This is a genomic window from Clostridium sp. BJN0013 (genome assembly GCF_040939125.1).
Lineage (GTDB): Bacteria > Bacillota > Clostridia > Clostridiales > Clostridiaceae > Clostridium_B.
On record NZ_CP162495.1, the window covers coordinates 3,581,831 to 3,606,257 of the forward strand.

Consider the following 24,427-nt stretch of genomic DNA (forward strand, 5'->3'; position numbering starts at 1 on the left):
CACTTTCGAACTTCATTTTATTTTTGAGAGTATGATACTTTTTTTCAATTTCCCATCTCTTAAAATATAGAGTCTCTATTTCTTTTCCACTAAATTCAATCGGAAGTTCACTTTCACTTGTTTTGATAGAGTCTATTTGCAAATCCAAAAAAAATGATTAAATACATCAAAAATGCCACTTACTAAAGCTCTTATTTCAGTCTTGGCACGATTATTAAGCACATTCACCAAAAAATGCTCTATTTTCATCGGAGTTTGGAACTTCCGCTTTACTTCCATCAACCGCAAACACTAATCTGCAAGTGGCATTTTTCTTTTTCTAATAAAACTATTTTGCTTATCTAGACGTGCATATGTTTTCATAATATCTAAATTAATAGAGTTAAACATTTTTTTAAATCTATTAATATAGATATTAAACATATAACCACCCCTACTTATATTTTAATGCATATATAGAAATAAGGAAACCTGATAAATCAAAATATTAAATCAAGTTTCCTTAAGTTTATGATGTTAAGCTTAGCTGGTGGATATTTATTATATTCTTTGATATTTGTTTATTAATTACCCTAAAAACAGTTTTAAATCTTCATCAACAGTTCCAATTCCTGCTATTCCAAAATTCTCTACTAGAACTTTAGTCACATTTGGTGAAAGGAAGGCTGGAAGTGTTGGTCCTAGGTGAATGTTCTTAACCCCAAGATGTAATAATGCTAATAATACTATTACAGCTTTTTGCTCATACCATGCTATATTATAGGATATTGGAAGTTTATTAACATCATCCAATCCGAACACTTCCTGAAGCTTTAATGCAATTACAACTAGTGAATATGAATCATTACACTGTCCTGCATCAAGTACTCTTGGTATTCCACCGATATCTCCAAGTTCCAATTTGTTATATTTGTATTTTGCACATCCTGCAGTTAATATAACTGTATCCTTGGGCAGCTTTTCTGCAAATTCAGTATAGTAGCTTCTTGATTTTGCTCTACCATCACAGCCAGCCATTACAAAAAATCTCTTTATTGCACCAGTTTTAACAGCATCTACAACCTTATCAGCAAGAGCCAATACTTGATTATGAGCAAATCCGCCCACAATTTCTCCCTTTTCTATTTCAGTTGGAGCACTGCATTTTTTAGCCATAGCAATTAATTCTGTAAAATCCTTGTTTCCAATTTCGTCTGCTTCAATGTGCTTGCAACCTGGTACACCAGTTGCCCCTGTTGTGAATAATCTATTCTTATATGAATCTTTTGGAGGAATTACACAGTTTGTAGTCATTAAAATTACTCCATTGAATTTTTCAAACTCTTCTCCCTGCTTCCACCATGCGTTTCCATAGTTTCCTGCAAAGTGAGCATACTTCTTGAAGGCTGGGTAATACTGTCCTGCAAGCATTTCACCATGAGTATAAACATCTACTCCTGTTCCTTCTGTCTGCTCTAATAACATCTGAAGGTCCTTTAAATCGTGACCAGAAATTAGTATTCCTGGGTTATTTCTAACTCCAATATTGACCTTTGTAATTTCAGGATTTCCATAGGTTTCTGTATTAGCTTTATCAAGTAAAGCCATAGCAGTGACACCGTATTTTCCTGCTTCTAATGAAAGTGCAACTAAATCATCTGCTGATAATGAATCATCTAACGTAGCAGCTAGAGCTTTAGCCATAAATCCATGAACCTCTACATCATTATATCCTAAGTTCATAGCATGCTTCGTATATGCTGCCAAACCTTTAAGACCATATACTATAAGTTCTCTTAAGCTCCTTATATCCTCATTTTTAGTTGCCAATACTCCAACTTGCTCAGCCTTAGCATCAAATCCACTAACATTATCATCTGACCATACTGCTGCATCAGGAATAGTGATTCCACTTGATGCCGTTTTTAATAACTTTTTAAATATTCCACTACCTTTAGTTTCTCCAAGTTGTCCACCAGCTTTTACAACTTTAGCTTTTAATTTTTCTCTTAATTTTAAAGTTTCTTTTACTCTATCTAAAAGTGCTTGTCTATCAAAGTTAGCATTAGTAATTGTAGAGAATAAGTTTTCAGTTATATACTTGTCCACATTAGCATCAATCACCCCAACTTTTCTTCCTTCATTACTTACTACTGCCAATCCCTTTGTTACATAAACTAATAAGTCCTGAGCTTTTGCTACATCTCCAGTTTTTCCGCATACACCTTTTACAGTACATCCCTTTCCTCCTGCAGCTTCCTGGCATTGAAAACAAAACATATTTGACATAATATATACCTCCTAGTTCGTTATTTACTATTTTTCCCTTGTCATTTCTATAAGATTATTATATTATATCTATTAAAACAATTCGGTAACCGAGGATACAAAAAGGATGGTAATTAAATGATAGAAGAATATATTGAAATAATAAAAAAATCACCTTTATTTTACGGTATAAAAGAAGAAGAAATCCTTTGCATGTTACAATGCTTAACTCCCAAAATACATAGCTTTAGTAAAAATGAATGCATAGTAAATTCAGGTGAGTCAATTGACAGGTTTGGTATAGTTTTAGAAGGGGAAGCAACTATTCTCAAAGAAAACTCTGAAGGAAATAGAGTAATTATTTCTGTAGTAAAAAAAGGAGATTTATTTGGGGAAATGTTGGTATTTTCAAGTCGTAAAATATGGCCTGCAACAGTTAGAGTACAAAACACTTGCAAAGTTTTATTTCTTACGAACTCAGACCTTATAGCTAGATGTGGAAAGATGTGTCCATGGCATACTGCAATGCTGCAAAATTTTATGAATGTAATATCAGATAAGGCATTATTATTGAATAAGAAAGTTGAATACCTTTCAATTAAAAGTATACGTGGTAAAATATGTTCATATTTGTTGGAACAATATCAAAATACCAAAAACAACACTATAATTTTACCCTTAAAGCGGAACGAACTCGCTGATTTTTTAAATGTATCAAGACCATCTATGTCAAGGGAAATGTGTCGGATGAGAGATGAGGGTATAATCGATTTTCACTTGTCTACGTTTAAAATAAAGGACATTCAAGCCTTGCAGAGCTTTTGCGAATATTAAAAAATATTATTATTATATATAATACCAATTTAGTTAATAACAACAATAGTCAATATCACAAAAATAGTCAATATCACAAACTATAGTTAAAAAACGGGCACCAATGCCCGTCCCCTAAATTAGCTATTACCAATTAATATTTTTTTGTATCTCAACCCTATTTCCTAGTTTTACATCTTTTAATGCCCATTTTTTAAATTCATGATACCCGGTTCTATCTACAATATATCCAATATGTTCTTTTCCTAATGGTGCATCTTTATCAATATACTCTTCTATATAATCATAAGTATTTAATATAATTTTTATTATACTTTCTTCATCTATCCATTTGGCAAAGTCCTGGGCAAGTCTTGGATTTTTCTTCCCCGTTCTTCCCATTATGACCAGCTTAAAGTATTTTTCATCACTTCTTGTCCATGCACCTGTTGGACATTTCCCAACACATTCTCCACAGCCAATACACTTGTCATGGTCTCTTATAACCTTAAAATTTTCAAATGTTAGTGCTCCTGTAGATCTTTTCTTACAGTTCTTAACACAGGCTTGACAGCCTATACACCTATAGCTGTCATATTGTGGTTCAGTCATTCCTATAATTCCAAAGTCCTGCATTCTAGTTTTTATACAATCATTTGGACATCCAGTTAATGCAATTTTAACATGACGGTCGTTAGGGAAAATAGCCTTTTCTATCTTCTTTGCAAATGCAGAAGTGTCATAATTAGCAAAAGGACACACCCTATTTCCTATACATGCAGATACATTTCTTGTACCGGAGGAGGCATATCCTGTATTTGGATCTACCTGATTTATCTCTAATCCTTCTATTACAGGCTGAATAAGTTCATTTATCCTAGGAATATCCTTCATATCTATTCCAGGTATTTCAAATCCTTGTCTGATAGTTATATGAACAGTTCCATTACCATATTCTTCAGCAACCTTTTGTAGTATTTCAAAGTATTTTGCTTCCATATGACCACCTGGAACTCTTATTCTTATTGCAGTTTTTCCTCTTTCTTTAGTTACTCTAAATGCATTCTTTTTAAGGCCTTTTGTATTAATATCTATAGACATTATCTCTCCCCCCTAATCCACTAAGTTCTTAGCCTTAGTATAATTGAAAACCGGACCTTCTAGGCAGATATAGGTATCATCAATCTTGCAGTGCCCGCATTTACCAAGTCCACAACACATCTTTCTTTCATAAGAAACCCAAATATTTTCTTCTTTAATTCCTCTTTTAATAAACTCAGCTAATGTGAATTTCAGCATTATTGGAGGACCAACAGCCACCACTTGTGCTTTCTCCACATTTTCAATTTTTAAATCTTTAATATAATTAGTAATTAACCCTACATTACCACTATATCCTTCTTCAGCTTTATCTACAGTTATTGTGACCTGTAAATTGCCACTCCATTTTTTGATAGATTCTTTAAACAATATGTCATTTGGTGACTTGAATCCAGCTAAAAGATTAAAGTTCTTAACTTCATTTCTGTTAGCTGAAAAATAATCTACAATTCCCTTAACCGGAGCTAGGCCAGTTCCACCTGCTGCTACAATAACTTCTTTTCCTTTATATATATTTACATCAAATCCATTGCCATAAGGTCCCCTCATGAAAAGTGTATCTCCTTTGAAGAAGGTATGAATAACATCTGTAACTACTCCCACACGTCTGATTGTTAAGTCTATATATCCCTCTCCTATTTCACAGACAGAAATGGGAGCTTCTCCGTATTTAGGTATAGAAACCTCAAAGAATTGACCAGGCTTCACATCACCTGTAAATTCCATTCTAAAGGTGTAATCAATATCTGTATGTGGAGTAATACTAATTATCTTACTAGACCTTGGTAAATATATATTCTCCATTTACTTCACCTCTTCCATTGCTTTGTTCAACTTATTTACGCAGTTTGAAAATGAGATATATTCAGGACAAGCATCATCACATCTTCCACAGCTTACGCACATATGGTAGCCAAATCTCTTTTTAAAATCATAAACCTTATGCATAACCTTAAACCTCATTCTATCACCTTGCTCTTTTCTAAAACTATGTCCACCGGCCATATCCGTAAACCCATCTATTTGACAAGAAGCCCAAACCCTTCTTCTTTCCCCAACATTTCTATTATCTTTATAGAATATATCCTGCATTGTAAAGCAAGCACAGGTCCCACACAGTATTACATCTGCCACAAGCTATACACCTTTGTGAATACTCTTTCCATCCACTCCAACTAAATATATTTGTATCTAAGTTTCTAGGAACTTTTACTTCTTTTTCGTTAGCTTCTATAAATTTTGGACTTACTTCATACTGCTCACAAGTGTGAAAATATGACTTAAAACTTTCATCTTTACATTCAACAAAAACTTGTCCATCTTTTACTTTTACAAATAAATCATATTCCTCTGTTTTATTAGTTCCCATACTTACACAGAAACAATTCTCAAAGCTGTCTTCACACTCCATAAGTATGAATTTGACTTTTTCTCTTAATTTCTTGTAATATGGATCTTCAGCACCATTGTCTAAATATATTTGATCCAATCTCTTAACAGCACATATATCACAGCTTCTTAAAAATATTAAAATCTTCTTGTCCTCTGTTTTAGGTTCTGTTACACTGTCTTCTGTAAAATAGAACAAAGTTTGCGTAATTGGAAGTATCACTTCCTTTGGCGAGAAATTAGATTTTTTATCAAAAACTATTTCCTTAACATGGTTAACTTGTCCATACCTAACAGTATCCGTATCTGAGAAAGTGCCTTTGCCTTTTAAAAGTATAGGAGCATAAATCTTATATTCATCTCCTATTTCAGTTAAAAAATCATTAAACTTTTCTGTGGTTAACTTATATCCCATCTTCGTCCTCCTTATACCACTTTATTTATTATTTAATTCTTCAAGCTTTCTTATTAGATATATGATGCTTTTAAAATAAATTGTGCCATTGCGCCCTTTCAAAGTCCAGATTGTACAAATAACCCTGCCAATACTATAGAAACTAAAACGTTTCCAATATAGCTAAAAATCCAGCAGAAAATCCTATGAAAATTGATTATTTTTCCCCTATAAACCTTACAGTATCCTTTGAAACTACAAGTCACTTATATTTTTGTTCAAGCGATTCCAATATTTGAATATATTTATTTTGAACACCAGCTCTATTCATTTCCTCTTCAAATTCATGGCATTCCATATTGAATTTATTTAATATTTCTTCACTGAGAGTTCTTTTGGCAAAAGAATATACAACATTGTCTTCTTTATCTATATGCCTATTTAATAGATGTGTATAAGATACAGCATTGGCTATTACATCAAGTTTTGACTCATCATTACCAGCCTTAACTCTGGCAAGTGCTTCTTCAAGCTCGTTAATATATAACCTTCCAAAATCATGCTCCACAAGCATTCCAAACTTAACTAATTTCTCAGCTATACCTCCAATTTCATCCACCATTTTATTAAATAACAATTTTTCTTCCTTTCCATGATGATGGTTATCTGCATAATTTCTTACGAAGTCAATCATCATTTCAAAATCCATATAATCAATTTCCCTGCCATTCATTATACTTAAACATGCTTTTCTTATAATTTGCAGCATCCTTTTTATATTTTTATGTTCTTCAATCATTAAGACAATTCCATCCATAAACTCACACCTCTCTTATGGTATTTATTCCATTTTCTTTTCTAGTATACTTATACCCTGTACCGCTTGCACTTAAGAATCCGTTAATCCATATATCTCTAAAATAATAATAATTATTAATATCCCCGCTAGCTTCATCCCAGTAAACTTTATGAATATCTCTTGTAGTTTCCCATGTAATCATAGTTTTGCTATTTTCAATGATTTCATTTACTCTATCGCATGGCATTCCTTCAAGCATATAATCAAAAATCAGCTTAAAGAAATCTTCTGGCGAGTCTTCATTGATTCCAAGTTTCTTCAATGAATTTTTCCTAAAAATGCACTCATATAAGTTTACCTCCTCGTTTTGTTGCTTCATTCAATGCTTTAATAAGTTTTTCAACATCCATATTATGAACTTTACACGCTTCTTCTATTGTTTCTGCTTGTGCTGATGGACATCCTACACAACCCATACCAAAACTAAAGAGAACTTCTACACTCTCTGGATAATTTCTAACAACTTCACTAATAGTCATATCTTTTATAATTTTCATAAGCTTTGTCCTCCATCATTCATTTATTTTTTATTATAATAACACATGAAATATTAAAATTCCGTAGCCTATGTTACGAGTATTAATAATTTCCATATATAATTTATAGCTATAAATGAGCGAACTTGATTGAATAAATTCCCAGTGAATAAAAAAAGAAAAACATTTATGTAATTTCCTGTTATAATTAAGTTGCCACACAAAACATAACTAAGGAAAAAACCATAAACGTTTACCAACTCAGTAGTATCTCATTAAAGCAGGATTAAACAGTAGCTTTATAAAAGTTACAGCACCTAAAGAATATACAAGATCATATGAAAATACACGTAACATAATAACAAAAAATGTAAAGAACTATGCTAACACAACTCTCTTAGATGTATCTCGCGATGAAAGTAATAATACTACATCAGATACAAAAAAAATAAAGTTAATACTTACTCAGGCCAGTCCGAGATATAAAGAAAATAAGAAATTTGCTAACCAATTGTTAGAACAGTTAAAAAAGGCTAGTGGTGTTACGTCAGAAATAGTTCAATTCAAGACAGGTACATTGTCATATTTTAATGAAGATTTGTCTAATAATACTGTTCTTATTGAGATTGGAAATGATAAATCTAGTGACAGTGACATTCAAGAAAGTGTAGGTGCATTAGCCAGGTCATTAAAGAACATACAAAATAAATAGTTTGCAATATTTGTATAAAAGCATAAACACATAGCATTCAATTGTTATCTAAAGTTAACAAATTACTGTGTGTTTGTATTTTTGTACAGTTTTTTTGGAACATAGAAAACATGACAACATACACAGAACTGTGCAAAACAAAGGAGCGTATCTAGGTTTGTGTAAAACAAATCAAGGTACACTCTCTTTCCACAAATTACCCATAATTAGAAGAATACAAATTACATTCTTATGGCAAATACTTAATAATTTATAATACCCTTGTTATTAAATTTCTTTAATAATTTTAGAAAAACTCCCTATAGTATTACAAATAATTTTAATTATAAGTACAATAGATACTCCTATAATCCTATAAGAACTATACTAAACAGCAAATGACTTATATATAATAAGCCAAAACTAAACATTAATACAATATGTTTTATACAGAAAATTGCTAATACAATTGCAATTATTTTAGGGTTAAATGTTAATATTGCTATTCCCATAGAGTTTCCCATATCATACCAATAAATTAAGCATTGCTAGGTCAATTATTCGCTAGTTTCTTTCTTTAAATATAGTGTTTTATTAACAAACTCCATACCCTCTTCTTGATGAGAGATAATCATTAAAATGTTACATATATTTCTTTCTTGAAGTATTTTAAGAATAATTTTTCTAGTTTCTACATCCATATTACTTACTCCCTCATCTAGAATAATTACATCTTTTTTTGCAATAGTTGCCCTTAAAAAGGCAATAATTTGAGCTTGTCCTCCTGATATTCCAACACCATTTTGATTAATTTCAGTTTCCAGACCATTTTCAAATCCCTGAATATATCTTTCTAAATTGTATTTTTTGATCAAAGATACTACATCTTCCTTACATTTATCAGATTGCCCATATAAAATATTATCTAAAACACTCCCCCTAAATAAAAATACATTTTGAGATACAACTCCTATTTTATTCCTCACACTTCTTTTATCAATAAGTGAATACCTCTTATCATTTATAAAAATTTCACCTTCTGTTGGAGAATATAACCCTAAAAGATTTTTAATTAATGTGGACTTGCCTGTACCATTTTCTCCTTTTATAAGAACTTTATCCCCTTTATTCATTTTAAAATTTAATTTATTTATTACATTTTCACTATTTTCGTCATATTTAAAGCTTAAATTTTTACCTGAAATACTAATTATATGTTCATTCATTATTTCATGCTCTCCTGTATTTTCATCCTCCATTTCTAAAAATTCTTGTATTCTTTCAATGCTTACACATACAGGTTTTACAGTCATACCTAAACTTGCAAAACTTGACGTTGTTGAAAATATTTTACTCATATATGCAATAAAAGCAGTATATATACCAACAGTTAATTGATTATCTAAAATTAATATTCCTGAAAATAACAATATTAAAACCGATGCTAAATTATTTACTAAAAGTATATTCTCCATAAAAAATAAGATTTGTTTACTTTGCTTTATACTGTTTTTTACCATCTTATTCAATTTGTCTTTAAACTTTTTAAGTTGAACTTTTTTGCCATTTAATATTTTTATCTCCTCTATACCATTTAATACTTCATAAGTCTCCCCATTTAAAACAGCCCCTGTTTCCAACATTAATTTTGTACTTTCTGACAATTGATTAGATGAATGTTTTACAGTTAAAAAATATATTGGAACTATAATCAAAACTATAATACTTAGCTTATAACTTAAAGTAATCATCATAATTAGTGCAAATATAAAGTCAAAGATACTTAAAAATGTATTTACAAACATAGGCGAGAATAAACTTCCTATATTTCCACATTCAGATATCCTGCTAAGTATATATCCTTTTTCCTTTTTGCCTAAAAAACTCATAGGCAGATCTATTATTTTATCCATCATTGATACCCTAACTTCATTAACTACAAAGTTTTGAACTTTTATAAAAAGACTTTTTGAAACAATACTTATGCAATACCTTAACATATGTAATAAAATTAATACAGAAATAATCTTATATAATTCCATATAACTTTTATGTGGTATCAGAACCTTGTCTATTACATACCCCATTAAATATGGTACGGGAGTATACATAATTGAACAAATAATCATTCCTGCTATGCCGGCAAAAAAGTTAAATTTACATCTTTTAATATATGTATTTAGTTTTAGTAAGTTACTATATCCACCCATATTATTCATTTCTCCCATCATTGTTATCCTGTTAATACTGAAGTTTAATTTAAAATTTTCCAAATTCATTAAAACTAAATTAGAGTATTTGCCCAATCATATAAAGATGGAAGTAGTTATCCAACCTTTATTTTTTCCTATATACGAAATTAAACGAGTTTGTAAATATTTCCTAGACATAAATTCTTCACAAAATCCAACAGTGGAAAAGTATACTGATCTCCAAAAATAACTAATGTTTAACTTGGCCATTACTCTAATAATATTGACATTCATGTAAATCAAAGATAATATTAAGTATATAATACCTGCAATTATACCAATGGTAACTGATTTTTTAAATTATGTTTTGATACTCCTGTACTAGCCCATGACTGTTTCAAAAATTTTTTTGTTAACAATACAGGACTTATAATTATTAAATACAAAATTATATTTGACAAAACAACAGAAAAATTATAAGTTACATTAGTTTCAATTCCTGGAGTTGAATTACTAATACTTCTTGAATGAATTAAAATTATAATTAAAATTAAAAAAATACTTGTACAAGTTGCAGCAAGAGCATATATTGCATTTTTCCTGGGATTATTTAAATTCCATCCATTGTACTTAAATTTTAATTTTAAAATTAAAATATATACAATGACCCCTAAAATTAAAAAATATATGCCTCTAATGATGAGTTCTTTTATACAAAATATCCTTTCTAAATAAAAATATTAAAGTAATTTAATATAATACTTTTTTAGAATTATAAGAAACAACCTCCATAATTCTTCCAACATCATTTCCGACAGTTCTTTTCCCATATTTATATTCCTTCCACCCCAAAAACATAAAAAATTTTTACTTCACAATAATTTACTGTTTTGTCACAACTTATTTGAAGTACGACGTAAAAAACACCGCAAAATTTCAAACTTGAATAATACAGTGTTTAGGTAAATTATTCGTTTTTTAATTGTTACACTAAATAAGAGATTTGTAACACAAAAATGTCAATCTAACAGTTAATTATTTCAACCAATAGGTTGGGCGAACTATCATAATAGGTAACCTTGTATGTGAATTCCCCTTAGCCGTATTGATTTGAGCTTGAGTAAGAAAAATACTATTTGTTAGATTAGCCCCACTAAGATCGGCATCTCTTAAATCAGCTCCAATTAGATCGGCCCAACTTAAATCGACTCCTCTAATGTTTGCCGCAATAAGACAGGCTCCCCTCAAATCTGAACCTCTAAGGTCGATTTTTCTCAAATCTGAACCAAAATAATCTAATCTAAGAGAGGTGGCATTACGATTTCTTAAAGCAATATTCTTTTCTCTGTGGAACTTAGTACGTACTAAGTCGCTGGTATTTTTAAGCAGTACGTTAACTTTAGTTCGATGAGCTACTATATCCAATGTTAATAGAGAATCAACATCAAGAAGAGTAAATTGTTCAGTATTGTCTATTAATGAAATTATCTTCTCTTTAATATAAGGGTCTTTTTGCAGAATAAATGCTTGAGTAAGATACCATAGCATTTCATGAAGCTGCCGCATAATCAAAAATGCTTCAAACATTTCATTAGCACATTCTGGGTTTTTAAGCCAGTCATGTCCACTAAAAGTAACTTGTGATACCTTCTGACCAGCACCAAAACAATCATAAGCAGTACATCCCTTAAGCCCATTATTTCTCAGATTTTTGTGAACAGAGCAAATAAAGTTAGGCTGTAAGTTTATGCAAGGTTTACCAGCCTCTTTATTCGCTGGAAAGCCTTCTGAAGCTGAAAAATACAGTGCTACACAACACAGACCGAAACATTTTTTACAATCAACCCTTAATTCTCTAGTATACTTATCTTTGTGTATATATATCATAGTTATTTACCTCATTTTAGAAAAATAGGAATGATTTTTTCTCTTAAATAATTATATCATATACAGCCTGTACTTCAATGCCTGTATAATACTTTCGTCATAATTATTTACAATCATGATTCAATCTTTATAAAAATCATACCATAATATCCATGTATTTTCACTGTCTTATAGAAAACATAAAAGTTTTTAACACGGCATATCTGATTTTCAAAGAGCATTATTTGCATTTTCAATCTTATTAGTTACATCGTAAAGAATTCAGAATGTGTCCTAAACTATTTATAAAATCATTTAGACATACAACTGTAATAGCCTTAACAGCTGTTATTAATTGTTAATAGCAAAGAATATTAATGACAGTATTCCAATAACTATAATACTAATAATAATCCTTGTAAATAAATTTCCCTTTGTTAATTGACTTAAATCACCTATCTGTGAACGATTTACTGAATCAGCAAAGTTAGCCATTGGATTTTTTTTACATTCTTTCATTTTACGTCTATCTTCTTTATCCATAATTTTACCCCCATGGTATTAATGAGTTAATGAACATTTTTATACATTTATATACCCTTACAAATAAGAAATAGCTTGGCCTGATATTTCTATATTTTCTCCTTTATCAATGCAATATAATTTCCCTCCTCTATCAGATAACTGATATGCTACAAATTCATTCTTATTTAAAACTCTCTTCCAATACGGAACTAATGTACAATGTGCTGAACCTGTCACAGGGTCTTCATTTATTCCTGACTTTGGGGCAAAATATCTTGATACAAAATCTACTTCATTACCTTTAGCTGTTACTATTATTCCAAATACATCTAATTTCTTTAATTCCTCCATATTTAGTCTAAGACTTTTTATATTTTCTTCTTTTTCGAACACTGCCATGTAGTCTCTAGACCTATATAATTCTTTAGGTTTCTTTCCTAGTCCTCTTATTAATTCTTCTGGTATTTCACTTTTTTCTCCTTCTCTTGATGGGAATATCATTGTAATTAACTTATCTTTTTTTAGTACCTCCAAAATTCCACTCTTTGTATTAAAACTTATCTTATTTGAATTTTTATCTAAATACTCAAATATAGTGTAAGCAGCTGCTAATGTGGCATGCCCACATAAGTCAATCTCTTCTTCTGGAGTAAACCATCTTAACTCATATATATCATTCTTTTTGGTAAAAAAAGCAGTTTCAGATAAATTATTTTCTTTAGCAATCTTTTGCATTAAACCATCTTCAAGCCATTTTTCTAATGGACATACTGCTGCCGGATTCCCTTTAAATTCTTCCTCTGTGAATGCATCAATCTGATAAATTGGTATTCTCATTTCCATCGCTCCCTCATTATTAACAGTTATTCTATATTTACATTACCATGAAAAATACTAATATTAAGCCCATTTTGCCTTGCCAAATCAATCGCTGTTTTTGAAATCTCAATGCCCGTTATATTTATTCCATTGTCAATAAAAAACTTTGCATTTCTACCATATCCAATACCTGGTATCAATATGTCCTTAACATTCTTTTCAAGGAAAAAGTCCTTATTTTATAATTTGTGGTATGGTAACTCTCAATTTATATGCTTTCAAGTTATATTTTATATTTCTCCCGCTAAGATTAAATCTATCTCAAAATTAAAAAAGAACTAATTGATGTTGGATAGGTAAGAATATCCATCTATTAAGTATATATTAAATCATCGAATAAGAGCCAAGAATTTTAACTATATTGTTTTCACTTATTTTATCAATTGCTTGCTTAATATTTTTTTCTTCTGGATAATGTCCCTCAATATCAATAAAAAAATAATACTTGCCAAGTGCTCTTTTAGTTGGACGTGATATTATTGAAGTTAAATTAATATTTCTTTCAGAAAATTCATTTAAAATTTTCGAAAGCATCCCAGGTTTATCGTCTGCAGCATCCATAATAATTACTGAAGTTTTATAACTTTTATTAATATCATACTTTATAATATTTTTTGAAATCACAATAAATCTTGTTTCATTATTTTCTGAATCAGTTACATTTTCAATACTGAAAGGAAATCTATTTTCTGCGTTTAGTATATGTCTTGGAATTATAGCAGACTCTTCTAAAATACCTTTCTTTACCTTTTCAAAGGATTCCCCATTACTTGCAGTTGTTATAATTTTAGCTTCAATAAATTGATCTAGAAAACTATAACATTGCCCTTGAGTTTTAAACTGAACATATATTTTTTTAATATCAGATACATTCAAATTATTACTGACAAAGGAAAATTGAACCTGAATAACAAATTCATGTATTATGTATAAATTCACCTGTGAAAGTAAATCCAACGTAATCTGCACATATCCATCAAGAGTATTTTCAATAGGTACAATTCCTAATTCACATTCCTTGCCAATGGCATCAAAAACTTTTTTTATAGTAGGATAAAAAACTACTTTTATATTTTTATTAAATTTCTCAATGTATTTCTTTGCTGCGAATTCACTAAAAGTGCCTGATGGTCCAAGTACAGCAATTTCATTCATTTATTTAGCCTCCAGAACTTATTTCTTAAATATACGCTTATATTACCACACATCGCAATTTTATTGTATATTAAATATTTTATATAAATTAATTATTCATACATCTTACAAAATGAGTTATATTTCATATTTTCATTCCAGATGATATTCATGAGCAAACACATATGGAATCCATCCCAAATAATTTTCAGCAGAAGAATTAACCTGAATTAAAACATTACCAAATACATTAACTCCTTGTACACCATTCTGCCATCCTTTAGTCGTAGTATTTTCATCATCTAATTGATAAACTGCGATATCACTATTGTATCATCATCATAATATAGACATGAAATAATACATAAAGCAAACATATAAGTACTAGTTTAATCGTTTAATATGTCTTGTAAATATAAAGACCAGCTAGTAAAAGTCAATAGTTAATTTAAAAAATTTATTTACTAAATTTAAGAGCAAAAAAGAGCATGGCAAACAAACCATAAAAAAATACGAACTATGGCAAATTTTTACTAAAACTAAATTGGAAATAATTTATCCAATTTGGACCATAATTAATTTGTCTAAGTGGTTAAGAAACTGATCTTGAAAAATTAGTAACATACATTTGGTTGTGCAGTTTTGGTTCACGAATTTCATAAGGCTTTTGATCTCTAAGAACTGCAAATATGTACTTTACAAGTTTGTGCATAATTGCACAAAGAGCAACTTTCTTCTTCTTACCATTTAAGTTTTTATTGCGATACTGGTAAAGAACACTGTTAATTGGTTTACCAGTTTTGGATTTTCTTATTGATGCAAGAGCAGCAGCATAAAGTGCTCTTCTACCAAAGCGTGTACCACGCTTGGACATTTTATTTTGGTCACTATTAAATTTCCCGGATTGACTAACTGAAGGGTCAATTCCAAAGAAAGCAACCATTTCTTTTGGATGCTTGAACCTTGTAGGATCGCCTATTTCACTCATTATGGTTACAGCTGTAATAAAGCCTATACCTTTGAAAGAAAGAAGCAATGCTATGTTGTTCTTAAATGAAGCAGGTGTTGAGTCATTTTTAACTGCTGATTCTATTTCATTTACTAGAGTTTCAATTTGTTCATTAATGATGTTTAAAAGCTTTATATTTATGCCTATAGTTACTTTAAAGGAATTATTGGTTATTCCTATTTGTACAGCACTTAGTGCAGCGTTTAAAAGTTTGTTATATGTGTTTGTACACCAGTCAATTGATTTACAAGAATTTTCCTTTAGTAAAGCAATTAAATCATCTTTTGGTGCATCAACAATTGCTTTAGGGGATGAAAATTTACTTAAAACTGCTAATGAAGTAACACCAGCTACGTCAGAAAAAACATTATGATATCCAGGAAAAAACGTTCTAAGATCAGAAGATAACTTTTTCTTGAACTGGGAACGGTTATCTATAAGGCTGTAGTAATCACGACAAAGTGATCTTACAGCAAATATTGGGATATCTAAATAATCAGACATTTTTATATTTTGAAATTTTGCTATGTTTGCAATAGTTAAGGCATCCATTTTATCATTTTTCACTTTTCTTATTCCTAAATTTTTGTTACTATTAGTAATAAGAGGATTTATAACGAAAGTTTCTAATTCGTTATTCTTTAGGAAGTGGAAAAGAGTTAAATGGTAAACACCAGTTGATTCCATGAAAAGTGATGGTTTCATGGAGAACTCTTTTTCCACTTTTCTCATTTCTTTGAGAAGATAAGAGAAACCATCAGAAGTGTGCATTATCTTGAAAGCCTTTCTATAAACTGCTCCATCAGGGGCTAGTATTGCAACCATAGAATAATCAGCAGAAACATCGATACCTACTACAGGTAAATTAAAAAATTTTGACATTGTAAATATCTCCTTTTCATATATTTTTGAAGATAGAACAGAGTATCCATACCTAACAGTGAGCTAACAACCTCGTTTGTGACACGAGTAATTCTTCCGCAAGGGAAGAAACTCAACCAGCTAAACATCTAATCTCACTGATGGAATGATACGCTTTTTCACGGGTATAGGAACTCCGAAGGAGTCCTCCCAGGAGGAATACATCTAACCTCTATTCAGAAGATATTATACAATGATTTAACTATTAATCAAGTTACCCTTGTGGAAGATACACTCTTATTATTTTTAGACTTACTAAAGGATATTGCAATTTCCAGAACGGAACTTGAGATGTACGAACAATAATTAATTTATATTTATAAATATCCGTTAGTAGAGATGATCTAATCTCTATTGATTGGTACAACTATATTATACGAGAGAGGAATATTATACTCCTCTCTTTGCTATAGCTTGTTTATTTTATGTACTAATGTCCTTATTGATTTAAGCTGATTTAAATAATGTAAAAGTCTATCAATTTCAAAAATTTTTATCCCATATGACAATTTCATCTAGCTATATTATTTTTTCTAGATTTATATTCTATTAATGTTAACACTATCATTACAGTATCAAAGATAGTCAATATCATAAGCCATATTGAATGATTAATCATATAATGATACACCTGATAAAAAATAAATAACAGAAGAGAAACAGCGGTAAGAGGATAAGTCCAAGTTTTTCTTTTCCAAAGCATAGTAACAAAAAACATTTTTATTATTCCATGTGATATTAAATAAAAAATGCCAAAGTGTTGACTACTAACAGAAAAATTTAAGCCTAATTTTATAGCAAAATTTGCAACAACATCTTTAGGATCTTCTAATAATTCATGTTGTGTTAATAAAACAACTAATTTATTCAGTCTGCTAGGATTTAAAAATACTAATAGTATGCCACCCATTATTTCCAACACACCATCAATTCCTTTTACCAATATCCCAATCTTAAAACTTTTATGAAATATGTTATTTCCTTTGTGGAATATATTCATTCTTAATAAAGTATTATTAAATTTTTTATAAAATATCATTCGCTTTTCTCCTTAATATTAATATTGCAATATTTGAAGCTTTTGACTTTATTCTTTATTATTATATCATTTTAATATTTATACTTTATTAAATATCTATTAGAATTAAATAGTTCCTAATTTTTTAAATATAAATAAAAAGCCTGCACCCCGATAAAGGTACAGACTCTCTTATCACATCATTATTTTAAGCCCTGCTCATAAGCTTCAATCATTTTCTTAACCATATTTCCACCTATGGATCCAGCTTCTCTAGCAGTTAAATCTCCATTGTAGCTATTCTTTAAATTTACTCCAACTTCTTGAGCCGATTCCATTTTAAATCTATTGAAAGCTTCTCTAGCCTGTGGAACTACTAAATTATTACTGTTACGTGCCATAACTAACACTCCTTTACATAGTAATCTTTACTGCTTATACTTAAAGTTTGTACATTTCTATAAAAAATACTCTAGGTAATTGGATGAATATGTGGAAGATAAATATAAAACATGGTAAATTGGGTATAATGATTAATGCTCATAATAATACTCATGTTAGTTCCTTAATATTATCTTAATATGTTTTAATTAGTAAAAGCTCTGGCATTGCCGGGGCTTTTACTATAAAAATTTTTATTTAAAGAATACCTTGCATTTTAATTAAAATTGTTTTCTATATATTGTATGCAATTTAAAAATTTTGAATATACTATTAACTATAGTTATCCTTTCAAATTTTTTTAGCTGGCCTTTGGTCAGCTTTTTACGTGAAATAAAAAAGAAACCTGTACCTCATCAGGATGCAGGTTTTCATAATACTTTACTTTAGATTCTGTCCATAATTCAATCATTCTCATTTTCGACAACTCTCTTTACAGCCTTACTGTACATTTTCTCGTGTTGTTCATCTGCTATAGAAGCAGCTTTACAAAGTTTCAAAATCACTAACATAACACAAAAATATACTATAGTTAATATAATTATCCACATAAAAACTCTCCTAAAATTTTACTTGTATAACACCATCATCCAAACGTTCTTTTTAATTAAACTTTTCTGTATTAAAATAATACTTGAGAATTATGGCTTTTATATGACATGGTAATGTGAACTTAATGTTATGAATCGTATAATAGATTAAAAAATATAAGTGGTCTGTTAAGAACATTAAAATTGCTTTATGCTGTTTTATTTACCACATCTACACTATCTATATTAGGGTCAAATCTCTATGATTTTAAATAGCGTGATATTCTTTATTTTTACTATCCCATTTTTGATTATCATTTAAGCTAAAATGTGCTAATATTTTTAAAAGGATATACCCTCAAAATTACATGCCCCTTTACATCTTTTATATTTATCAAACCAAGTATCCTGCTATCAGTACTATTTCCTCTATTATCTCCTAGCACAAAAATATATCCTTTAGGTACAACATATTCTGTAGTAGAAGAATTAGCTTCAGTAGTAGTACCTTGTGGAAGATAACTTTCCGCAAGTATTTGCCCGTTTAAATAGACTTTTCCGTCTTTTATATTAATTTTATCGCCAGCTATGCCTATTACCCTTTTTATATAGATATCATTATTTTCATTATTAGAATCAAAAATAATAATTTCCCCTCTATTTATATTTCCTATTTCGGTGCTAATCTTCTCTACGAATAGTACATTCTTATCATTGAGTGTGGGTTGCATAGATGGTCCTGTCACAGTTACTCTGGCAAAAACATAATTATGAAATAAAAATGCAAATCCAACAACTAATGAAATAATTAACACGTATTTTTTTATCATCTTAAATATTGTCCTATTATGCAATTGTTATCCTCCTCTCTTATTTAACAAACTTACCCTATTAATTTATAATGAGATTTCTCCATAAAAATTTTATATATTTGCTCAATTTTATAAAAATAAGCCTACCGAGAAAATCCCAATAGGCTTATTCACATTGTAATACTACTATCTATGAGCATTTACTGCTGAATGTACTACTTTTGGTGCTGGTTTAGCTTGTGGTGCCTTAACTTTATGCTTGTTTACTACCTTTTGTACTGGTCTGGCAGGTGCTTTGTATTTAGATTTACAAACTACACCTGGTTTGTTATTGGGAGAACATGCGCTAACTGTCGTAGCAATTCCCGTATTAAGTAACAATGGTGTTGCAAGCATTACAGCTGAGAGTACCTTATATTTCATTTTTAACATTTTTATTACCTCCTGAATTTTTAAATTATTTATTGCAGCTGCTATATTTAATATTCTAGTTATCCTTTATGACAATTTAATGCAACACCCATGTTATTCCAATGTTATCTTAATGTTTTTCTATGTGAAATATTAAGAGATATTGAATATTTCTTGAACTGTTGCTACTCAGTTTGAGCAATAGAAGTATCCTGTGTTGTTTTATCTTCCGCATTTACAACAACTGTAGAGATATTCGTATTCTGCACAACATCAGTTGGTCTTTCCCAGTTCTTCTGGAGTTCTGCTACTGTCTGAAAAATTAGTTCGTCATATACCATCTCTTTATAATCTCCAACTTTTAAATATCCATATTGAACTAATTTCTGTTGCAACCATAAAACTAATAGTATAATTATAATATTAAGTATGCAAGAAAGAGGCTTATTTAAAGAAGTTTTCAGGATTTGCCTATACAAGGAAAGAGGGTAAAAATAATTATTAGAAACAGAAAGACGTTTTGCAATAACCCTGAGTGTAGCCATACAACTTTTGCTGAAAGATTTGATTGGCTTGCCAATAAATCCAAAAAAACCAAGCGCCTTGAAGATGAGATAGTGCATATGTCGCTTAACTGTAGTTCTACAGCTGCAGCAAATTTTTTAAGTAAAAATACAGCTGCTGTCGGTAAAAATACCATCTGTAATCCTTTAAAAAAAGGAAAATTGATAATAAATAAGGATGAAGTTACTGCTGTATGTATAGATGATTTTGTGGTCGTGAAAATAATTATGTGTATTCTTTCTCTTTAGACAAATAATTATTTTCACGGCCAAATAAGAATATTCCGTAGCATTAAATATTTTTAATAATCCTGCATGGATTTCCAGCCGCAATTACATTATCAGGTATATCTTTAGTCACGACACTACCTGCTCCTATGATTACGTTATCTCCAATTTTTACTCCTGGACATATTATTGCTCCACCACCAATCCAGACATTATTTCCTATAGCAATTGGCTTAGCAAACTCTTTACCATTGAGTCTTTCAATAGGGTCAATAGGGTGAGTAGCGGTATAGATTTGAACATTTGGTGCTAAAAGTACATTATCTCCGATTCTAACCTTATTCACGTCGAGTATTATGCAACTATAATTAGCATAAAAATTTTCACCAACTTCAATGTTATAACCATAATCACAATTAAAGGGTGCTTCAATATAAAAAGAGCCTTTAGCATTAATCAATTGCTTTATAATTTCCCTTCTTTTATCTTTTTCACTTGGTCTTGTATGATTAAACTCAAAAACTAAGTTTCTTGCGTATTCTCTTTCTTTGCTCAACTCTTCATCACCAGCGTTATAATAAACACCTGCTAACATTTTTTCCTTTTCGCTTTTCATAATCTTTTCTCCTATCTTCAGTTCAATGATAATATTATCTTTACCCAAAAACATAAATTAAGACATAATAAATTACACTCGTGACGTAAATTAAAAAGATTACGAATAAGTAACATTAATGTTTCTTATTAATTATGTGATTTGGATAATTACTCTTGAGCCCCTAAACCAGTTTAGAGGCTTAAGGAATATTAATCTTCACTTAGATTACTATTTACTATTTTTTATCCGAAGGCTACCATTGCTAATACCCTCATCTTCTTCAAAGTGGGTGATAAGCACTGCTACGCTCCTGGATAAGTTCTTCTAAGGTTCAGATGGAGAAAAGTACTCCTCATAAGCAAATTCCACCTGAACCTAAGAATCACTTGATTTCAATACTACTATACGATTTGTAAAAATCATTTCCATTGTTTATATCATCTATTAATTGTAATCTCTTAAGCCCCTAAATAGGTTTGGACGATTACATCTATATTTATTATAATGTAGAAAGTGATTGGAGGTAAACTATGAAAGGAAAAAGTTATACGAAAGAATTAAAAGAAGAGGTATTAAGAGAAGTGAAAGAAGTAGGAAATGTTTCACTGGTATCAAGAAGACATGGGATCTCAAAATCAACTATATTTACGTGGATAAAGAATTCTAAGGATGAGATTAAAGTTAAGCCTGGTAGAAAAGCTTTAGTTGAGGGAGAAAAAGAACTTGAAAATGAGTTAACAGAGGTAACAAAAGAGAATGATCAGCTAAAAAAATTGTTAGGAGAAAAAGATTTAGAAATAGCAATTCTTAGAGACTTAATAAAAAAATCAAACCCTCAATTAAAGAAAAAGTAGAAATAGCCAAAAAGTATATAGATCAAGGATATAATTCGGTATTTGTACTTAAAGTAGTTAAACTTGGAAGGTCAACATATTACTATAATTTAAGCGTAGAAGGCAGAGAAAAGGCTAGACCTAAGGGTGGAAAGCCAAAAGGATACAGCATAAACGGAGATGGTGAAAAAGTATGCGATGATCAGATTAAGGAATTTATTCTGGAGGCCATTGACGGGGATGCTATTAACTATGGATATAGAAAAATAACTTATCATTTAAAAAAATATTATAATCTTGTGATTAATCATAAGAAGGTTTATCGGCTTTGCAAGGAGCTTAGAATACTTAAAGACCAGAGAATAATTAAAGCTAAAATAAAGAGAAATATTGCGGTTAACAGAACTATAACAGGCTCAAATCAACTATGGGAAATGGATATAAAATATGGCTACATAGAAGGTGAAGATAAATTCTTCTACTTACTAAATTTAATTGATATCTTTGATAGGAGCATTATAGATTACCACATGGGTTTACACTGTGAGGCTAAAAATGCTACAGCACTACTTAGAAAGTGCTTAATAAAAAGAAACTTGTTTGAGGAAGGCTCTAAAAAGCCAGTAATAAGAACAGACAACGGACCTCAGTTTATAAGTCATAAATTTGATGAATGCTGTGAAGAACTTAAAATTGAACATGAGAGAATACCAGTGAAGACGCCAAATAAAAACGCACATGTAGAATCATTTCACAGAATACTTGAGGATGAGTGTTTAAAAATTAATGAATTTCAAAGCTATGTGAAAGCATACAAAATAGTAAATGAATTTATGGAATTCTACAATAATAGGAGATTACATTCAAGTTTAAGATTTATGGCTCCACATGAATTTTATAACCTTTATTTTGGAGAAAACCTAACAAATATTCAAATAAGGGCCTAAATTTAAGAGAAATGAAGAATTTATTAGATTCTGTCCAAAACGAAGGGGTTAATCCGTAATAAACCTTTCTGACCTACAGTAGATAGCCATTTATGTACTTCATGTTTTGCTAAGGTATAATTTAACACTCTTATATCTAAATCATTTGCATAGAATTGCGTATATGAATCTAATTCAGTCATATTAGGTACTTTCACACCATTCTCAGTTTTCCTTATCCACTGCTCTTCAGAATATTGGGGTCTATTATCTACTTGCATTGCCATTCCCTCATCAAACCACACTGGAATCTTTGAACATTTGATCTTATCAATTCTATATGCTAATTCGCTGTGAGTAAGTTCATGGGAAATTACGTTAGTATTTAACCCGTCTGGTCCTAAAATTATATAAGTTTCTACTATAGTTTTTTGTGTAGCACTTGTCCTATTTTCAACGCCAAATTTTTTTAGAGCTGTTGTATCTTTACTAATTATAAAGATAGGGTTAGCATTAAAGCTTCCATATAATTGAGCCACAATATCTTTAGATTTAGAAATATCATTCAATATATTACTTATATCTCCATCAGTAATATCACGTTGTATATAAATATTTTTAGTTACCTCCTTAAAATTTGACAAACTTACCGTATAACAGTTTAATGCATAGACAACTGATCGATTTGATAATATAAAAAATAGAGAAAGAATTGTCATAAGCACTATAGAACTCATAATAACAATTTTCCTCTTTTTCACAAGTAAGTACCTCCCTATAGTTTATTTTAACCATATTCTACTATTTACTAAAAATAGTTAACAAAAATGTTCTCTTTAAATTTACCCCTTTGATTACTATATAAAACATTTATAGTGATCAAATTTGCTGGTATTCCACCTCTAACTCCCCAATTTTCTAAAGGTGGTTCGTTAATAACTATTGATATAGCATTGCCATCTATGCAGCGGTTTATTTTCAAATTATTTACGATTTCCTTTAATGGGTAAATTGCAATTACTATTGTATCATCGTCATAATTAGGAAGTACATTCAATGCCCTTATAAATTCACCTTTAATTATATTAAGATTTATTTCTTTCATTAACTTAATTTGCTGTTTCAATTTACCTGTATCCTTCATTGGTTTTGGTTTTCGGTCAGACATATCAAATGATGCCCATTGACTAATTTTCTCCCAGTAAGGCTGAATAGCATATTTATCCCATAATACCTCATAATCTGCACGTTTTTTTTCCATTTCTAAAATATAGCCCTCCAAATTTTCATAAACTGCTATTATTTCTAACTCCATTCTTTTCTCCTTCTAATAAATTTATAATTAGTTCGCGATTACTTACAACTGTATCTTGTTCTATATTCAAATACTATTAAACACCCTAGACTTATCACTAGTATCTATAACAAGTTCCACATGTTACTATAATAACGCTATATGTCTACATAATGCCACAAATACCTTAATTGCTATTAACTACATGGTATATAATTATATGTATTAAGTAAGGCACTAAAAATACCTTGAAACTATTTTAGATAGATCTGCGTTT

25 protein-coding genes and 2 pseudogenes are annotated in these 24,427 nt (G+C 30.0%); 4 read left to right on the forward strand and 23 right to left on the reverse strand.

Annotation, left to right across the window (positions count from 1 at the left end; translation table 11 throughout):
* Nucleotides 1-567: 567 nt before the first annotated feature.
* Nucleotides 568-2,268: a hydroxylamine reductase gene (gene hcp / locus AB3K27_RS18470; RefSeq protein WP_368488811.1), complete on the reverse strand. Its 1,701-nt coding sequence runs from the start codon at nucleotides 2,266-2,268 to the stop codon at nucleotides 568-570.
* Between the two features lie 117 nt (nucleotides 2,269-2,385).
* On the opposite strand from hcp, the gene AB3K27_RS18475 reads away from it, so the two are divergent.
* Nucleotides 2,386-3,081 (forward strand): Crp/Fnr family transcriptional regulator, encoded by a 696-nt coding sequence (locus AB3K27_RS18475; protein ID WP_368488812.1) that lies wholly within the window; start codon nucleotides 2,386-2,388, stop codon nucleotides 3,079-3,081.
* 126 nt (nucleotides 3,082-3,207) lie between these two features.
* Here AB3K27_RS18475 and asrC read toward each other — a convergent pair whose 3' ends face one another.
* The 6 genes and pseudogenes from asrC to AB3K27_RS18505 form a co-directional block, all read right to left on the reverse strand.
* The gene (gene asrC / locus AB3K27_RS18480; protein WP_368491279.1) at nucleotides 3,208-4,155 is read right to left on the reverse strand and encodes a sulfite reductase subunit C; all 948 of its coding nucleotides are present in this window, start codon (nucleotides 4,153-4,155) and stop codon (nucleotides 3,208-3,210) included.
* An 18-nt stretch (nucleotides 4,156-4,173) separates the two neighbouring features.
* Nucleotides 4,174-4,965, reverse strand: coding sequence for an anaerobic sulfite reductase subunit AsrB (gene asrB, locus AB3K27_RS18485; RefSeq protein WP_368488813.1), 792 nt, complete (start codon nucleotides 4,963-4,965; stop codon nucleotides 4,174-4,176).
* Nucleotides 4,966-5,965 (reverse strand): annotated as a pseudogene (gene asrA / locus AB3K27_RS18490) (anaerobic sulfite reductase subunit AsrA).
* A 241-nt stretch (nucleotides 5,966-6,206) separates the two neighbouring features.
* Nucleotides 6,207-6,761 carry a hemerythrin domain-containing protein gene (locus tag AB3K27_RS18495; RefSeq protein ID WP_368488814.1) on the reverse strand — a complete coding sequence of 185 codons (555 nt, stop codon included), beginning with the start codon at nucleotides 6,759-6,761 and terminating at the stop codon, nucleotides 6,207-6,209.
* Between the two features lie 4 nt (nucleotides 6,762-6,765).
* The gene (locus AB3K27_RS18500) at nucleotides 6,766-7,065 is read right to left on the reverse strand and encodes a hypothetical protein (protein WP_368488815.1); all 300 of its coding nucleotides are present in this window, start codon (nucleotides 7,063-7,065) and stop codon (nucleotides 6,766-6,768) included.
* A 22-nt stretch (nucleotides 7,066-7,087) separates the two neighbouring features.
* Nucleotides 7,088-7,300: a DUF1858 domain-containing protein gene (locus AB3K27_RS18505; protein ID WP_368488816.1), complete on the reverse strand. Its 213-nt coding sequence runs from the start codon at nucleotides 7,298-7,300 to the stop codon at nucleotides 7,088-7,090.
* A 280-nt stretch (nucleotides 7,301-7,580) separates the two neighbouring features.
* Between AB3K27_RS18505 and AB3K27_RS18510 the strand changes: the two genes are divergently transcribed.
* Complete coding sequence (locus AB3K27_RS18510) at nucleotides 7,581-7,991, forward strand: stage II sporulation protein P (RefSeq protein WP_368491280.1); 411 nt, start codon at nucleotides 7,581-7,583, stop codon at nucleotides 7,989-7,991.
* A gap of 536 nt (nucleotides 7,992-8,527) precedes the next feature.
* Here AB3K27_RS18510 and AB3K27_RS18515 read toward each other — a convergent pair.
* The 13 genes and pseudogenes from AB3K27_RS18515 to AB3K27_RS18575 form a co-directional block, all read right to left on the reverse strand.
* On the reverse strand, nucleotides 8,528-10,180 hold the full coding sequence (locus tag AB3K27_RS18515) for an ABC transporter ATP-binding protein (RefSeq protein WP_368488817.1): 1,653 nt from the start codon (nucleotides 10,178-10,180) through the stop codon (nucleotides 8,528-8,530).
* A gap of 1,017 nt (nucleotides 10,181-11,197) precedes the next feature.
* A complete protein-coding gene (locus tag AB3K27_RS18520; protein WP_368488818.1) occupies nucleotides 11,198-12,049 on the reverse strand; it encodes a pentapeptide repeat-containing protein in 852 nt (283 codons plus the stop codon).
* Nucleotides 12,050-12,379: 330 nt separating this feature from the next.
* Complete coding sequence (locus AB3K27_RS18525; protein WP_368488819.1) at nucleotides 12,380-12,571, reverse strand: DUF6366 family protein; 192 nt, start codon at nucleotides 12,569-12,571, stop codon at nucleotides 12,380-12,382.
* A gap of 57 nt (nucleotides 12,572-12,628) precedes the next feature.
* Nucleotides 12,629-13,390: a PhzF family phenazine biosynthesis protein gene (locus AB3K27_RS18530; protein ID WP_368488820.1), complete on the reverse strand. Its 762-nt coding sequence runs from the start codon at nucleotides 13,388-13,390 to the stop codon at nucleotides 12,629-12,631.
* 38 nt (nucleotides 13,391-13,428) lie between these two features.
* Nucleotides 13,429-13,608: pseudogene (locus tag AB3K27_RS18535) on the reverse strand (methyltransferase domain-containing protein); the annotation flags it as partial.
* A gap of 148 nt (nucleotides 13,609-13,756) precedes the next feature.
* A complete protein-coding gene (locus AB3K27_RS18540) occupies nucleotides 13,757-14,587 on the reverse strand; it encodes a prephenate dehydratase (RefSeq protein WP_368488821.1) in 831 nt (276 codons plus the stop codon).
* A 571-nt stretch (nucleotides 14,588-15,158) separates the two neighbouring features.
* Nucleotides 15,159-16,457, reverse strand: a complete 1,299-nt coding sequence (locus AB3K27_RS18545) for an IS110 family transposase (RefSeq protein ID WP_368487541.1) — start codon at nucleotides 16,455-16,457, stop codon at nucleotides 15,159-15,161.
* A gap of 550 nt (nucleotides 16,458-17,007) precedes the next feature.
* Nucleotides 17,008-17,535 carry a DUF2127 domain-containing protein gene (locus AB3K27_RS18550; protein WP_368488822.1) on the reverse strand — a complete coding sequence of 176 codons (528 nt, stop codon included), beginning with the start codon at nucleotides 17,533-17,535 and terminating at the stop codon, nucleotides 17,008-17,010.
* Nucleotides 17,536-17,717: 182 nt separating this feature from the next.
* The gene (locus AB3K27_RS18555; protein ID WP_368488823.1) at nucleotides 17,718-17,915 is read right to left on the reverse strand and encodes an alpha/beta-type small acid-soluble spore protein; all 198 of its coding nucleotides are present in this window, start codon (nucleotides 17,913-17,915) and stop codon (nucleotides 17,718-17,720) included.
* Nucleotides 17,916-18,359: 444 nt separating this feature from the next.
* On the reverse strand, nucleotides 18,360-18,506 hold the full coding sequence (locus AB3K27_RS18560; protein ID WP_368488824.1) for a hypothetical protein: 147 nt from the start codon (nucleotides 18,504-18,506) through the stop codon (nucleotides 18,360-18,362).
* Nucleotides 18,507-18,808: 302 nt separating this feature from the next.
* Nucleotides 18,809-19,339, reverse strand: a complete 531-nt coding sequence (lepB, locus tag AB3K27_RS18565) for a signal peptidase I (protein ID WP_368488825.1) — start codon at nucleotides 19,337-19,339, stop codon at nucleotides 18,809-18,811.
* A gap of 144 nt (nucleotides 19,340-19,483) precedes the next feature.
* Entirely contained in the window at nucleotides 19,484-19,729 is a 246-nt protein-coding gene (locus tag AB3K27_RS18570; protein WP_368488826.1) for a hypothetical protein, read from the reverse strand.
* A gap of 164 nt (nucleotides 19,730-19,893) precedes the next feature.
* Nucleotides 19,894-20,103 carry a hypothetical protein gene (locus tag AB3K27_RS18575; protein WP_368488827.1) on the reverse strand — a complete coding sequence of 70 codons (210 nt, stop codon included), beginning with the start codon at nucleotides 20,101-20,103 and terminating at the stop codon, nucleotides 19,894-19,896.
* 72 nt (nucleotides 20,104-20,175) lie between these two features.
* Between AB3K27_RS18575 and AB3K27_RS18580 the strand changes: the two genes are divergently transcribed.
* On the forward strand, nucleotides 20,176-20,520 hold the full coding sequence (locus AB3K27_RS18580) for a transposase family protein (protein WP_368488828.1): 345 nt from the start codon (nucleotides 20,176-20,178) through the stop codon (nucleotides 20,518-20,520).
* Between the two features lie 43 nt (nucleotides 20,521-20,563).
* Here the strand turns inward: AB3K27_RS18580 and AB3K27_RS18585 are convergent, their stop codons facing one another.
* Nucleotides 20,564-21,115, reverse strand: a complete 552-nt coding sequence (locus tag AB3K27_RS18585) for a sugar O-acetyltransferase (RefSeq protein WP_368488829.1) — start codon at nucleotides 21,113-21,115, stop codon at nucleotides 20,564-20,566.
* A 512-nt stretch (nucleotides 21,116-21,627) separates the two neighbouring features.
* Here AB3K27_RS18585 and AB3K27_RS18590 point away from each other — a divergent pair.
* Nucleotides 21,628-22,877, forward strand: a protein-coding gene (locus AB3K27_RS18590; protein WP_368488830.1) for an IS3 family transposase whose coding sequence is annotated in 2 segments (ribosomal slippage) — nucleotides 21,628-21,916 and nucleotides 21,916-22,877 — 1,251 coding nt in all. Because the reading frame shifts where the segments join, the coding sequence is not laid out codon by codon here.
* 23 nt (nucleotides 22,878-22,900) lie between these two features.
* On the opposite strand, the gene AB3K27_RS18595 is transcribed toward AB3K27_RS18590, so the two are convergent.
* Both AB3K27_RS18595 and AB3K27_RS18600 read right to left on the reverse strand, forming a co-directional pair.
* Entirely contained in the window at nucleotides 22,901-23,617 is a 717-nt protein-coding gene (locus AB3K27_RS18595; RefSeq protein ID WP_368488831.1) for a hypothetical protein, read from the reverse strand.
* Nucleotides 23,618-23,664: 47 nt separating this feature from the next.
* Nucleotides 23,665-24,171, reverse strand: a complete 507-nt coding sequence (locus AB3K27_RS18600) for a hypothetical protein (protein ID WP_368488832.1) — start codon at nucleotides 24,169-24,171, stop codon at nucleotides 23,665-23,667.
* Nucleotides 24,172-24,427: the final 256 nt, after the last annotated feature.

What these genes read in the sequence shown, in the direction of transcription:
- hcp (WP_368488811.1), bottom strand. Translation starts at nt 2,268, where the DNA reads ATGTCAAATATGTTTTGTTTTCAATGCCAGGAAGCTGCAGGAGGAAAG.
- AB3K27_RS18475 (WP_368488812.1), top strand. Translation starts at nt 2,386, where the DNA reads ATGATAGAAGAATATATTGAAATAATAAAAAAATCACCTTTATTTTAC.
- asrB (WP_368488813.1), bottom strand. Translation starts at nt 4,965, where the DNA reads ATGGAGAATATATATTTACCAAGGTCTAGTAAGATAATTAGTATTACT.
- AB3K27_RS18495 (WP_368488814.1), bottom strand. Translation starts at nt 6,761, where the DNA reads ATGGATGGAATTGTCTTAATGATTGAAGAACATAAAAATATAAAAAGG.
- AB3K27_RS18505 (WP_368488816.1), bottom strand. Translation starts at nt 7,300, where the DNA reads ATGAAAATTATAAAAGATATGACTATTAGTGAAGTTGTTAGAAATTAT.
- AB3K27_RS18515 (WP_368488817.1), bottom strand. Translation starts at nt 10,180, where the DNA reads ATGGGTGGATATAGTAACTTACTAAAACTAAATACATATATTAAAAGA.
- AB3K27_RS18520 (WP_368488818.1), bottom strand. Translation starts at nt 12,049, where the DNA reads ATGATATATATACACAAAGATAAGTATACTAGAGAATTAAGGGTTGAT.
- AB3K27_RS18525 (WP_368488819.1), bottom strand. Translation starts at nt 12,571, where the DNA reads ATGGATAAAGAAGATAGACGTAAAATGAAAGAATGTAAAAAAAATCCA.
- AB3K27_RS18530 (WP_368488820.1), bottom strand. Translation starts at nt 13,390, where the DNA reads ATGAGAATACCAATTTATCAGATTGATGCATTCACAGAGGAAGAATTT.
- AB3K27_RS18540 (WP_368488821.1), bottom strand. Translation starts at nt 14,587, where the DNA reads ATGAATGAAATTGCTGTACTTGGACCATCAGGCACTTTTAGTGAATTC.
- AB3K27_RS18545 (WP_368487541.1), bottom strand. Translation starts at nt 16,457, where the DNA reads ATGTCAAAATTTTTTAATTTACCTGTAGTAGGTATCGATGTTTCTGCT.
- AB3K27_RS18550 (WP_368488822.1), bottom strand. Translation starts at nt 17,535, where the DNA reads ATGATATTTTATAAAAAATTTAATAATACTTTATTAAGAATGAATATA.
- AB3K27_RS18555 (WP_368488823.1), bottom strand. Translation starts at nt 17,915, where the DNA reads ATGGCACGTAACAGTAATAATTTAGTAGTTCCACAGGCTAGAGAAGCT.
- AB3K27_RS18560 (WP_368488824.1), bottom strand. Translation starts at nt 18,506, where the DNA reads ATGTGGATAATTATATTAACTATAGTATATTTTTGTGTTATGTTAGTG.
- AB3K27_RS18570 (WP_368488826.1), bottom strand. Translation starts at nt 19,729, where the DNA reads ATGTTAAAAATGAAATATAAGGTACTCTCAGCTGTAATGCTTGCAACA.
- AB3K27_RS18585 (WP_368488829.1), bottom strand. Translation starts at nt 21,115, where the DNA reads ATGAAAAGCGAAAAGGAAAAAATGTTAGCAGGTGTTTATTATAACGCT.
- AB3K27_RS18600 (WP_368488832.1), bottom strand. Translation starts at nt 24,171, where the DNA reads ATGGAGTTAGAAATAATAGCAGTTTATGAAAATTTGGAGGGCTATATT.